Origin of the sequence: Enterobacter cloacae complex sp. FDA-CDC-AR_0164 (assembly GCF_003071645.1) — a bacterium.
GTDB classification, from domain to species: domain Bacteria; phylum Pseudomonadota; class Gammaproteobacteria; order Enterobacterales; family Enterobacteriaceae; genus Enterobacter; species Enterobacter ludwigii.
In genome coordinates, this window is record NZ_CP028950.1 from 3533581 (window position 1) to 3545984 (window position 12404).

At 43.8% G+C, this 12404-nt stretch carries 11 protein-coding genes and 11 pseudogenes; 19 read left to right on the plus strand and 3 right to left on the minus strand.

The window, feature by feature from the left end:
• Positions 1-159 precede the first annotated feature (159 nt).
• The 5 genes and pseudogenes from AM410_RS17440 to AM410_RS17460 all read left to right on the plus strand — a co-directional run bounded on the left by AM410_RS17440 (position 160) and on the right by AM410_RS17460 (position 3202).
• The gene (locus tag AM410_RS17440; RefSeq protein WP_049021894.1) at positions 160-603 is read left to right on the plus strand and encodes a DUF6386 family protein; all 444 of its coding nucleotides are present in this window, start codon (positions 160-162) and stop codon (positions 601-603) included.
• A gap of 162 nt (positions 604-765) precedes the next feature.
• Positions 766-2287, plus strand: a pseudogene (locus tag AM410_RS17445) (glycohydrolase toxin TNT-related protein); the annotation flags it as partial.
• Entirely contained in the window at positions 2268-2645 is a 378-nt protein-coding gene (locus AM410_RS17455; protein ID WP_073397423.1) for a hypothetical protein, read from the plus strand. The pseudogene AM410_RS17445 and the gene AM410_RS17455, both read left to right, overlap by 20 nt.
• Before the next feature lie 46 nt (positions 2646-2691).
• Positions 2692-2996: pseudogene (locus AM410_RS24305) on the plus strand (colicin); the annotation flags it as partial.
• Between the two features lie 8 nt (positions 2997-3004).
• Entirely contained in the window at positions 3005-3202 is a 198-nt protein-coding gene (locus AM410_RS17460) for a bacteriocin immunity protein (protein ID WP_063215743.1), read from the plus strand.
• Between the two features lie 70 nt (positions 3203-3272).
• Here the strand turns inward: AM410_RS17460 and AM410_RS24310 are convergent.
• Positions 3273-3393: pseudogene (locus AM410_RS24310) on the minus strand (DUF933 domain-containing protein); the annotation flags it as partial.
• A gap of 3 nt (positions 3394-3396) precedes the next feature.
• Here AM410_RS24310 and AM410_RS17470 point away from each other — a divergent pair.
• The 4 genes and pseudogenes from AM410_RS17470 to AM410_RS24165 all read left to right on the plus strand — a co-directional run.
• Positions 3397-4176: pseudogene (locus AM410_RS17470) on the plus strand (RHS repeat domain-containing protein); the annotation flags it as partial.
• 139 nt (positions 4177-4315) lie between these two features.
• Complete coding sequence (locus tag AM410_RS23945; protein ID WP_126488231.1) at positions 4316-4621, plus strand: hypothetical protein; 306 nt, start codon at positions 4316-4318, stop codon at positions 4619-4621.
• 8 nt (positions 4622-4629) lie between these two features.
• Positions 4630-5148: a hypothetical protein gene (locus tag AM410_RS17475; protein WP_073397415.1), complete on the plus strand. Its 519-nt coding sequence runs from the start codon at positions 4630-4632 to the stop codon at positions 5146-5148.
• Between the two features lie 394 nt (positions 5149-5542).
• Positions 5543-5835 (plus strand): annotated as a pseudogene (locus AM410_RS24165) (YciI family protein).
• Between the two features lie 13 nt (positions 5836-5848).
• Here the strand turns inward: AM410_RS24165 and AM410_RS24380 are convergent.
• Positions 5849-5948, minus strand: a pseudogene (locus tag AM410_RS24380) (DUF933 domain-containing protein); the annotation flags it as partial.
• A 268-nt stretch (positions 5949-6216) separates the two neighbouring features.
• Between AM410_RS24380 and AM410_RS24385 the strand changes: the two are divergent.
• The 9 genes and pseudogenes from AM410_RS24385 (at position 6217) to AM410_RS24175 (ending at position 11734) form a co-directional block, all read left to right on the plus strand.
• On the plus strand, positions 6217-6507 hold the full coding sequence (locus AM410_RS24385; protein ID WP_073397411.1) for a hypothetical protein: 291 nt from the start codon (positions 6217-6219) through the stop codon (positions 6505-6507).
• A 73-nt stretch (positions 6508-6580) separates the two neighbouring features.
• Entirely contained in the window at positions 6581-6703 is a 123-nt protein-coding gene (locus AM410_RS24390; RefSeq protein ID WP_369827181.1) for an RHS domain-containing protein, read from the plus strand.
• Positions 6704-6787: an RHS repeat-associated core domain-containing protein gene (locus AM410_RS24395; RefSeq protein ID WP_376740034.1), complete on the plus strand. Its 84-nt coding sequence runs from the start codon at positions 6704-6706 to the stop codon at positions 6785-6787.
• Positions 6788-7217: 430 nt separating this feature from the next.
• Complete coding sequence (locus AM410_RS17495; RefSeq protein ID WP_047744796.1) at positions 7218-7964, plus strand: macro domain-containing protein; 747 nt, start codon at positions 7218-7220, stop codon at positions 7962-7964.
• 728 nt (positions 7965-8692) lie between these two features.
• Positions 8693-9162, plus strand: a pseudogene (locus AM410_RS17510) (RHS repeat-associated core domain-containing protein); the annotation flags it as partial.
• A gap of 369 nt (positions 9163-9531) precedes the next feature.
• On the plus strand, positions 9532-10002 hold the full coding sequence (locus tag AM410_RS17515) for an Imm26 family immunity protein (protein WP_049023181.1): 471 nt from the start codon (positions 9532-9534) through the stop codon (positions 10000-10002).
• A gap of 166 nt (positions 10003-10168) precedes the next feature.
• Positions 10169-10585, plus strand: a pseudogene (locus tag AM410_RS17520) (DUF6386 family protein).
• A 276-nt stretch (positions 10586-10861) separates the two neighbouring features.
• Positions 10862-11227 (plus strand): hypothetical protein, encoded by a 366-nt coding sequence (locus tag AM410_RS17525; protein WP_049023180.1) that lies wholly within the window; start codon positions 10862-10864, stop codon positions 11225-11227.
• Positions 11228-11440: 213 nt separating this feature from the next.
• A pseudogene (locus AM410_RS24175) lies at positions 11441-11734 on the plus strand (YciI family protein).
• A 19-nt stretch (positions 11735-11753) separates the two neighbouring features.
• On the opposite strand, the pseudogene AM410_RS17535 reads toward AM410_RS24175, so the two are convergent.
• Positions 11754-11837 (minus strand): annotated as a pseudogene (locus AM410_RS17535) (DUF933 domain-containing protein); the annotation flags it as partial.
• Between AM410_RS17535 and AM410_RS23995 the strand changes: the two are divergent.
• Positions 11833-12360, plus strand: a pseudogene (locus AM410_RS23995) (RHS repeat-associated core domain-containing protein); the annotation flags it as partial. The pseudogenes AM410_RS17535 and AM410_RS23995 overlap by 5 nt on opposite strands.
• Between the last annotated feature and the right edge of the window lie 44 nt (positions 12361-12404).

Below are 12404 nucleotides of genomic sequence, written 5' to 3' on the forward strand. Positions count from 1 at the left end.
TGTTCATTTAATTGTTGAAGATTTGCCTGTACAAAGAGTATAAATGCTGAATGAAACAATTAATAAAAGTGTCGGTAGTTCATGGAAAATACAGGTAGAAAGGCGGGATTTCCGCTGGGGATGTCATCAGGGAAATAATATTTCAATAGGGGGGGTAAAATGAATAAATCCATTTATGTCCAGACGGATACTGCCACATTAGTTATTTATGATTTGATGTCATTAAAACATAGAATTGATAATGATGCAGATTGGTGGAGTCTTCCAGAAGATGAAATTGAAGAAATAAATAAAGGGAATGTATTATTTCTCAATCTTGGAGAGGATGGTGCCTATAAAATTCATATAAAAAATAATGTTGACGAATATGTTGGGGCACTATTTTTAAACGTACCTTCTGGAAAGGTTTTCATTGGAGCGGGAGAGGATGTCACGGGCGGAGATCTTGAGCCTGATGACTCAGATGCTATTTCTGGTGAGTTTATTATTTTAGAACCTGGTAGTTACAAAGTTAAATTTAAAAAGCAAGGTTCAGATGTTCTAATTTCCTTTACAAAAGCAACGTTTATTGAAAACTCATTAGAAGAGGGAGTTTATCTCTGAATGAAAATCCACGCCTTGGTGTGGATTTTTTGATTCAAAAAAACAAATGTTAAACAATTAGTTCATCACGTAGCCATTTTTGACAATATCATTTTTTTCCTTTTGCATGTATCTTGCTTGTTTTTTGCGCCTCGCTTACCCTTTCCCTCAATAAATTGTCAGTATACCCGCGACGAACGACTCCACCTTGAGAATCGCCGCCCCCGGGTACTGCTTACAACCCGCAGCGAGTACGACCGTCTTGGTCGACTGCATCGCCGGGATGTATTCACTGGCAATGCGCAGCGTCCGTCGCCGCGCCGCTGGGATTATGACTACCGTAATAACCTGGTACGGGAAGAGCGGGACGATAACCCGTTCAGCTGGTACCGCTGGCAGTACGACAGCGCCCGGCGTTTGCTTGTTCAGGACGGCCCGCTGCCCGGCCAGGAGCAGTGGCGCTGGGTTGCTGCCGGTAACCCGCTGGAAGGCTCTGCTGAGAAGGTTACGCACAACCGCCTGACGCAGCTGAACGGCATTCGCTGGCGCTATGACGTTCACGGCCGCACCATAGAGAAAGATAACGGCCAGACCCGCTGGCACTACCGCTACGACGGTGAGCACCGTCTGACGGAAGTCATCAGCCAGCCGCGGGACCGCAACAAACCTCAGACGCAGGTCAGCTTCCGCTACGATCCGCTCGGACGACGCATCAGCAAAACGCGACGCCAGATGCTGGGCGGACAGCCAACCGGCAAGCCGGTCAGCATCCGGTTTGTCTGGGAAGGGTTCCGCCTGCTGCAGGAAGTGCACGGGGACGTGCCGCTGACCTGTGTCTATAGCGGTCAGGACTGCTACGATCCGCTGGCGCGTATTGATGGCGTGGAAGCACCGGAGATCTTCTGGTTTCACTGTCAGCCGAACGGCACGCCGGAGCGGATGACGGATAGCGTAGGGCAGGTGCGCTGGGAAGGGGTGAACAGCGCCTGGGGCAAGCTGCTGCGGGAAAGCGAGATGCAGGTATCAGGATATTCTCAGAACCTGCGGATGCAGGGGCAATACCTGGACCGTGAGACAGGGCTGCACTACATCTGTTCCGGTATTACGACGCGGACTGCGGGCGGTTTACGCAGCAGGACCCGATAGGGCTGGCGGGGGGATAAACCTTTACCAGTATGCGCCGAATGCGCTGGGGTGGATCCGTGGGGGGTGAGTCGGTGTCAAAATGAATGGAATGGTTTCCAATCCAAATCAAAAGGTGTTTTTCAAAACACGGACAGATGCTTCAAAAGCATATAAATTATGGAAAAACCAAGACTGGCAAAGCTTAGAATCCTTTATGGGACCTGGAGCATGGCCTCCAAATAAAGGGCTTACCAAAGCTACGCCGATAACATTGAAACCGGGAACTAAAATTGACAGATATGGTGGTCGTATCAACGATGGGACTTTCAGTGATACAGGAACTTTCGTATCTCCTGCTGGAGCATCTTTCGAAAGCCGAGCCTTGCCTTTGGATACGCTAGATAAAACATATAAAACCTACGAAGCGGTTGCTCCGGTACATGCATATGCAGGACCCGCGATACCTTGGTTTGAACAACCAGGAGGGGGAACTCAATATGCACTATCTAAATCAATAAAACAACTATTGGCTGATAAAAAATTAGAGAGAAATAAATTTCATGAGTCTGGGAAGTTATAATTTTAAACCCAAGAGAACAATATATGATGGAAAGGATGATGATTTTTATGATTATTCAGAAAAAATATCCATACCAAAGTTAGATTGCGAGATTGTTTTCAAAAATGAAGATGCCAAACCTCTTTGGGGTATACATGATGATTTAAAAAAACAAATCTTGAAAAATATCTCTGGGATAAAGGTTAAAACATATAGCGATGATCTAAGCCCCTCCTATAAATATAACGATTTAGATATTTATGTTTATTCCAGTTTGTTTGCAGGCAATGTTTTGCATATAGTTTTAGCTGAGGGTGAAAGTCAGGCTGTCAGATATAAAATCATATTATTAGGGTTTGTATTAACTGACTGCAATTAACGCTATTTCAGCGAAATAGCATGGTGATGCAAGTTTATTCCCATCTTCTATTGTCGATAAATTACGAGGCCGGGAAGTAAAATCCTTTGATGATTTTAGCGAGAACTTCTGTATAGGGGGATATTTCGATTCGCATCTTTCAAAGCAATGTTGTTCATCAAATGTTACCAGAATGCGGGGCGGAAAGCTCCAATAGCGCATGCTATGCAATGGAACGTGAAAAATAGATATTTTGTACTACACCATAGAACCCCTGCCCAACCTGGAGGCGGTGTATATGATGTTGATAATCTGGTAATTATTACGCCAAGATATCACCTTGACACACTAGACCGTGCTTATCCTTTTTAAGGAGTAATATGCAAAGACAAGAGCTTATTGAACTGATAAAAAAAATCCAACGTAGTGAAGGTACAGAAGAGGAAGCTGATAACAACATTGACCTACTTTGTAGAAGTGTCGCAGACCCTCAGGCAGCCAATTACATTTATTATGAAGAACTTAGCGCAGAAGAAATTGCTGATAAAATTATAAACTACAAACCAATCCAACTATAAATATTATTCTGGTGGCGAAATGAGTCCCCCATATGAAAAAAATCCATGCCAAAGCGTGGATTTTTTCCATTCAAAACAGATCAAACGTTAACAAGATGTTCACCACGTCGCCATCTTTAACGATGTAATCTTTACCTTCAACAGGCATTCGGGCTTCCTCCTTACGCACCTTGCTGACCCTTACCCTCAATATTTTGCTTGTACAGGACAGCACGTTGCCTGGCCAGGAGCAGTGCCGCTGGGATGCTGCCGGTAACCCGCTGGAAGGTTCTGCTGAGAAGGTCACGGACAACCGCCTGACGCAGCTGAACGGCATTCGCTGGCGCTATGATATCCACGGCCGCACTGTGGAGAAGGATAACGGCCAGACCCGCTGGCACTACCGCTACGACGGTGAAGATCGCCTGACGGAAGTGATTAGCCAGCCGCGGGACCGCAACAAACCGCAGACGCAGGTCAGCTTCCGCTACGATCCGCTCGGTCGCCGCATCAGCAAAACGCGACGCCAGATGATGGGCGGACAGCCAACCGTCAAGCCGGTCACTACCCGGTTTGTCTGGGAAGGGGTCCGCCTGCTGCAGGAGGTGCACGGGGTCGTGCCGCTGACCTGTGTCTAAAGCGATCAGGACAGCTACGACCCGCTGGCGCGCATTGATGGCGTGGATGCCCCGGAGATCTTCTGGTTCCACTATCAGCCGAACGGCACGCCGGAGCGGATGACGGATATTGAAGGGCAGGTGCGCTGGGAAGGGATGAACAGCGCCTGGGGCAAGCTGCTGCGGGAAAGTGAAACGCAGGTATCAGGATATTCCCAGAACCTGCGGATGCAGGGGCAATACCTGGATCGTGAGACAGGGCTGCACTACAAACTGTTCCGGTATTACGGCCCGGGCTGCGGACGGTTTACGCAGCAGGATCTGATAGGGCTATATGGCGGGTTAAATCTTTACAGCTATGCTCCTAATCCATTAGGTTGAATAGCTCCGCTGGGTCTATGCAAGAGAGGGGATCCCAATGCAACTGAGTCTATATTTAGGGTTCAAGCGGGAATTCCACCAAATGCAAGTCGGGTCAGAATCAAATTAGATTCTGCTAATAACCCCAAAATTCAGCGTGGACCACTTAAATAGTGGAACCTTAAATATCAGTATTGGAGATAGCTCGCATGCTCAGCATTTCCTTGATATTAGAGGTGGTAATGCAGAAATTGTCTCCTTTCAACTTCCTAAGTGGATGGCGGATTTCATAGAAGAAAGTGCAATACCTCAGGCCGTTTATCGTACTAATCCGTTAAATCAAGGTTGGTTAGCTCCTAAGCGTGTCGATCCGACAACGCCAGGTAGATCGTATGAATTACCATCAATGTGGGCAGAATGGCTTGAAGAAGTAGCGATTCCAGGCTCGGGGAATGTAAAATAGGTTACTATATGAATGTTAATAAAGATGATGAACTCCTTGTAATAGTGAAGAACGAAGGAAGATTTTACTGGTTCGTTGCCTTTAAAGAAATGTGGGTTTTGGACAGAGTTAAATGGGTAGACGATTTTGTGAAAAACGGGGTGGAAATTAACTTACAGGATATCCATAAAGAAAGATATGACATACCAGTAGTAAATGAAGAAAACGTACAAATATTCATTGATAACTTAATTAAAGAGGGTTATTTATACAATAAGGATGATATGTCTGTGGCGTTTTACAATAGGCTTTCAGAAAAAACAACCTGGTGGGATATATATGATCTAATGCCGGATTTATTTATAGACTTTGATAGTAAGCGACTATATTCTGAATATGTTGAGAATACGCATTATCACAAATATGTTCCTGATGGATGGTTAGGTGAACTTGTTGATTTCTGCAGTGATGGAACGTTACCTCAAGATGAAATATTCTGGATAAAAAATGAAACAGATTATAGAAGCATTGTGATCGTTAAACGGTAAAAATATACTTTCGGCATATCATTATTAGACTATGCAATGTTAGATTCAACACGTTAATTAGTCTTTGTATTAAATGAACAAAAGCCGTTACCAGCCGTTTTGACAAACTTCAATGCACTGTGTGACAAAGTATATTTGTCTGCACCTCCCCAAGGGACTTTTTTATTGCTTAACATTCACTCTTCCAAGGGAAGTCATCATTGTCTGTAGTTATGCGGTAAAAAAACGGCTGGCATGATTGGTTTTTCATATGATGCATAACGTATTTTCCCAATCCGGACCCGCGTATTAAGATTAAAATACACATAAACGTTATAACAATACCGGGTGGCAAAAGAGGAGCTGCATAAACAGTTCCAACAATCGGCGTAAAAACCTAACTGAGAGGCAAAGGATGAGCACGGTTTACATAGTTATTTTAACCTATATAAAACCACTCGAAGAGATTGACGCAGCGATACCTGCTCATGTTGAGTGGCTTAAAAAAGGATACGTAGAGGGGGGGGCCTGACGTCCGGTAGACGGATCCCAAGAAACGGTGATGTCATTCTCCCTAAGTGTGAGAGTCTTGCCTCTCATGAAGAGCGCTTATGCGAGGATCCTTTTCAGAGGTTAAAACTTGCGACTGCCGAAATCATTCCTTTTGAACCCAGTATGAAGACAGAACTCCTGGAAAATGTGTTTTGACCCCGTAAGGAAATCAAACGTTAAACAAGAGTTCATCACATCGCCATCTTTAACGATGTAATCTTTGCCTTCCGCACGCATCTTGCCTGCTTCTTCGCCCCTTGTTCACCCTGCTCTCAATAAGCTGTCGGTCTCAGATTTTAGCCGCGACGAACTTCACCGTGAAACCAGCCGCACCCAGGGCTGCTGACCACCCGCAGTGAGTACGACCGTCTTGGTCGACTGCATCGCCGGGACGTCTTTACTGGCAATGCCCAACGTCCGGCACCGCGATGCGGGTATCGCCGCTGGGATTATGACTACCGTAATAACCTGATACGGGAATAGCGGGACGATAACCCGTTTAGCTGGTACCGCTGGCAGTACGACAGCGCCGGGCGTTTGCTTGTTCAGGACGGCACGCTGCCCGGCAAGGAGCAGTGGCGCTGGGATGCTGCCGGTAACACGCTGGAAGATTCTGTTGAGAAGGTCACGCACAACCGCCTGACGCAGGTCAGCTTCCGCTACGATCCACTCGGTCGCCGCATCAGCAAAACGCGACGCCAGATGCTGGGCGGACAGCCAACCGGCAAGCCGGTCACCACCCGGTTTGTCTGGGAAGGGTTCCGTCTGCTGCAGGAAGTGCACGGGGATGTGCCGCTGAACTGTGTCTACAGCGATCAGGACAGCTAGGACCCGCTGGCGCGCATTGACGGCGTGGAAGCACCGGAGATTTTCTGTTTCTACTGTCAGCCGAACGGCGCGGATGACGGATAGCGAAGGGCAGGTGCGCTGGGAAGCGGTGAACAGCGCCTGGGGCAAGCTGCTGCGAGAAAGTGAGACGATGGTATCTGGATATTCTCTGAGCCAGCGTATGCCGGCGCAATAGATGAACCATAAGACAGGACTGCACTACAATCTGTTCCGGTATTACGACCCCGACTGCGGGCGGTTTACGCAGCAGGACACATAGGGCTAGTGGGAGGATAAACCTTTACCCGTAGGCGCCGAATGCGATTGGGTGGGGTTGACTTCTTACACATTGATTCATGATACAGCCGAAGAAGAGATGAAAGATATCACGAAGAGTGGTGTAATAAGACCTTCAACAGGAGATATACTTGTCCGCTTCGAGGATGGACAATACTTCATTAATATCATACCTGAAATGATTGGCGGACTAACACTTCAAAGATATTGATGCAATTGTGAAAATGTTACTAGGCCAATTAGAAGTTGATAGATATGGTAATGCAAGAAAATTAAAAGGAATAAGCCATTTTGCCGAAATAGCTGCTATTGGCTTAGATGGTAATTGAATCACGAGAAAATACACTTTTGATCTTGTATATAAAAGATTTTGATGATTCTAAAAGAATTGTTAAAAGAGGGAGGGATTGTAGTTGGAGAAAAAATATTTTAAAGGAAACGTTGATTTTATCTCTGGGCAAGGGTGCATTCTTAGTGAATTTATAGGAGATGTCGCGACACGTCAAATAAATATTGTTGATGGTGAGTATTATGCTTCTTCCTCTTTGTTAGATAAAAACGAACAAGTAGGTTTCCTGCTTTATGATGGTAAGAAAAGCGACTTAGACTTAAGTGACTCTGAAGAGATTTCAAATGAAGAATTTGAAAGTGTCTGGATGGATTCACTCGATTCATTTAAAGAAAAAAACCGAATAAAGTATTTATCCGGAGATGCTGTAAAGTGTTTGAACAAATCCACAATCATTGCTCACATTGTAAATAACAAAGGCAAATGGGGAAAGGGATTTGTTTTGTCTCTTTCGAAAAAATATCCTGCTTCGAAGGAAAACTATCACAACAATTTTAAAGATAACGGCGTTCCAGAATTAGGTACGGTAGATTTTGTTATGGTTGATGATCAAAAAAGGATATTTGTTGCTAATATGTTTGCACAGGATGGGATCAAGAAAAATAACAATGATGATAATCAATATGTATGCTATGAATTCTTAGATGTTTGTCTCGCAAAATTGTCTGACTTTGCGTTGGTGAATCGTCTTTCAGTACAAATGCCAAGAATAGGAGCTGGCCTTGGTGGTGGTGATTGGAGTATTATAGAGTCATTAATATTAAAAAATATTTGTTATAAGATGATTGATTGTACTGTATTGACTTTATAATTTTAAGTTAAATTTAGATACGGTTTTTTTAGTAAGGCTTATTTGCCGCTCTAAAATAAATGCATTATTGACATAGGCAAGGACTTTAGTATGCAAATATCTATAATAAATACTATTGAAAAGGAAACGAGTTACACGATAACAAGAACTACATCGAGGCTTTGAGCAATAACAACAAGTCCAGAAAGCGCTATCTTAGCTGAAGGGTGCATTGGAACTTGCCAACTGGATATTTGTATGCTTGTACAGCCTTTACTTCGATCTCGCGGAGTATGATAAGGCGAAGAAATGGGGAGAGACCACATTACGCACACGTCGAACGAATATAGGCACTGCGCCATTGATCGACCTCGGTACGGTCCGTTACGAGTGGAATTATTCGAGGAAGCGAATAAATATTTTAACGATGCTTATGTTTATGGAAAACAGCGTGCTTTTCAGGATCGGCCTAAAAATACCTTAAGTTCTCTATGCGCAAGAGGGCATAAGATAGTTAACTTGTTAAATTTACAATTTAAACAATAGGTTAACACGATGCCATCTTTAAAAATATAGTCTTTCCCTTCCGCACGAACCTCGTCTGCTTCTTTTGCACCTTGCTCTCGATTAGCGGTTAGTATACTCGCGACGTACTCCACCGTGAGACCAGCCTTACGCAGGGCTGCTGACCATCCGTAGCGAGTAAGATTGGCTGACACAGCTGAATGGTATTCGCTGGCGTAAAGCTAACCGGTAAGCCCATCACCACCCGGTTTGCTTGAGAGGGGGTCCGCCTGCTGCAGGAAGTGCGGGGAATGTGCCGTTGACCTATGTCTACAGCGATCAGGAGAGCTACGATCCGCTGGCGCGTATTGATGGCGTTGCTGACCTGAGATTTCCTGGTTCTACTGCCATCCTAACGGCATGCCGGAGCGAATGATGGATAGTGAAGGGCAGGTGCGCTGGAGAGGGGTAGACAACGCCTGGTGCAAGTTGCTGCGAAAAGGCGAGACGCAGATATCATGTTATTCCCAGGATCTGCGTATGCAGGGGCAATACCTGGACTGTGAGACCGGGCTGCATACAATCTGTTCCGGTATTACGATCCGGACAGCGGGCGGTTTACGCAGCAGGGGCCGATAGGGCTGGTGGGGCGATAAACCTTTACCCGTATGCGCCGAATGCGCTGGGGTGGGTGGATCCTGTTGGTTTAACCGTTTGCAAAAACTGATGCCCTAAACGATCAATGAGAAACATGTCTTTTGCTGAGTGGATTAAAAGAAAAAAGTAGAAATAATACCCATGTGTATTTAAGATATAAAGATGTCAGACCTATCTATGTAGGGATCACTAAGGATGTAGATATCCGTGCTGTACAGCTTGGTGACTTGGTGAAATGTTCGACAAAATAGTTAGAATTACTGAAGAACTGTTAAATTGCGGTCATGCGTGGATCAGAGAACCAGAAATTATTCACAATAATCCCCACTTTTAAAATTCTATCAATAGCATAAGTCCGACAAGAAAGTTATACTCGGATGCTATTATGTGTGGCGGAAATTGGCTTAAATAATAGGGTTAATGGAAAATGGCCGATAGACTTACTATAGTGCCAGCAAAAGAAAATCAAAAAAAATGGCCTAAAGAAGGCGATGTTTTTTACTTTCAGTTAAATGATGGTCGGTTAGGCTATGGCATGGTCTCTTTGGGTAAAATAGATGTCGGCCCGTTCAAGAATGCCATAGTTATATATATATATAACTATTTTACATCTTCGCTTCAAGAAGATGCTGTATTGGCAAAAGATAATTTGCTGCTGTCGCCAATTATTACTGATAATTCATGTTGGAAAAACGGTTATTTCGTAACGTTTAAAACTATCGACATGCGCGAAGTGGATGTCTTACCTCAACATTATTTTAAAAACCCTGTTAGAAATAAAATATATGATCATCATGGCGTGGCAGTAAACTCGCCGATTGAGAATATACTAATCGGTGAAGAGTCGATTCAATTCTATAAAAGCGTTGTAAAATCTATAGAAAGTATAATTAACTAATATGCAGGTCGGTGAGTAGTTTGTGTTTTTCGGTCTTTTATTTTTACCGCAGCATGTTATGATGATTAGCTTATAAAAAAACATATTGTAAGATTTTTGAGTGCCAGGTGGGCTTATACCTATTTTTAACCTAATCCCTTCATTTATTACTTGATAATTTATAACTATAGAAACCGATACTGCCGTATTAGTTATTTATGATTTGATGCTATTAAAGCATAGAATTAATGAGGATGAAGATTGGTGCAGTCAACCAAAAGATGAAGAAATAAAAATGCAATATGTGATCTCCAATCTTGGTGGTGACGGAACCTATAATGTCAATATTAGATACGATGTTGGTAAGTATACAGTTGCATAATTCTTAAGCGTATCTTCTGGGAAAGTTTTCATCGGGGCGGGGGAGAATGTTACGGGCGGCGCCCTTGATCCTGATGACTCCGAAGCTATGTCAGATGAGTTTATTACTTTAGAACCTGGTAATTATGAAGTTAAATATACAAAACAAGGTGCGGATGTTCTCTTTTCCTTTACAAAAGCAGCGTTTACTGAAAATGCATTAGAAGAGGGTATTTATCTCTAAATACTGATAAATCACCGGCTATTAAATGGGCAGAATTGAGACCTGAATAAACTAAATATAAAAGTATTTGAGTCTGCTGATAATGAATGGGCTAAATTTGTAACTCAGGGTAGAGCCAATACACTTGCACATAGTTATGATGCCAATGTTAGCAAACCCTGGTGCTGTAAAAAAAGGAGGAAAGGCTAAGCCCATAGGTTCACAGCTTGCTATTTTCTTAAATAAAGCTGCAACCGTGTTTGATCGTTACAAAGTAAAACAAAGGTGTAAAGGGCAATGAATATTATCAATGGTATCCAATTTAATGATTCAAATGAAAGTGTTGTTTTTAATTACTATAGTTGGGTTGAGTTAATTAAAGCGATCATTGTTAAATATGCGAATAAAACAGAGAGTGAGGCTGAACGAATAGTATTAGCCTCTCCACTTGTTCGTTTTACGGAAAATGATTACATGTCTATTGCTTTGCGCAGTCATGAAAATGAATATCATTGGGCAATGTTAATTGCTTATGGTGATCAATATTGGACAACAGGAGTTTCTCCAAATGAACCTGACGGATACTTCGAGTGGGAAAAGGAATACAAGGAAAAAAATAAACTGGCAGAAGAAAACTTTATTTTTAGTGATCAAGTGAAATAAAAAGCTTAAAAATAAAGAGCTTACCAGTTTGTATCGTATGTTATGGAATTATTATGGTGAAGCGTAAAATAATATCTCATAGTGATCCCTTTTAAGATTAAAGTTTCCGCTAAAAATTATAACGTGATCTTATGGCATAAGAGGAACTGTTTCTGTAGGTCCAACGAACGACTTAATTATTACTTAGAGAAAAACCTAACGGAAAGGCAAAGGATGAGCACGGTTTACATAGTTATTTTGACCTTTATAAAACCACTCGAAGAGATTGACGCAGCGATACCTGCTCATGTTGAGTAGCTTAAAAAGGGATACGCAGAAGGAATTTTCCTGACGTCCGGTAGACGGATCCCAAGAAACGATGGTGTCATTCTCGCTAAGTGTGAGAGTCTTGCCTCTCTTGAAGAGCGCTTGCGCGAAGATCCTTTTCAGAGGTTAAAGCTTGCGACTGCTGATCCCATTCCTTTTGAACCCAGCATGAAAACAGAACTCCTGGAAAATGTATTTTGACCCTGCAATAAAAAATAAATCAAACGTTAAACAAGAAGTTCATCACATCGCCATCTTTAACAATGTAATCTTTCCCTTCCGCACGCATCTTGCCTGCTTCTTCGCGCCTTGTTCATCCTGCTCTCAATAAGCTGTCGGTCTCAGATTTTAGCCGCGACGAACTTCACCGTGAGATCAGCCGCACCCAAGGGTTGCTGACCACCTGTCCGTCTTAGCCGACTGCATCGCCGCTGGGATTACGACTACCGCAATAATCTGGTGCGGGAAGAGCATGACGATAACCCGTTCAGCTGGTACCGCTGGCAATACGACAGCGCCGGGCGTTTGCTGGTTCAGGACGGTACGCTGCCTGGGCAGGTGCGCAGGGAAGCGGTGAACAGCGCCGGGGCAAGCTGCTGTGGGAAAGCGAGACGCAGGTATCAGGATATTCTCAGAACCTGCGCATGCAGGGGCAATACTTGGACCGTGAGACAGGGCTACACTACAATCTGTTCCGGTATTACGACCCGGACTGCGGGCGGTTTACGCAGCAGGACCCGATAGGGTTAAATGGCGGGTTAAATCTTTACAGCTATGCTCCTAATCCTATAATCTGGACTGATCCTTTAGGTCTAACACCTTGTAAGGTTTTACCTTCTACACGTAGGGGTGGGGGGCAGGTAAACATTAT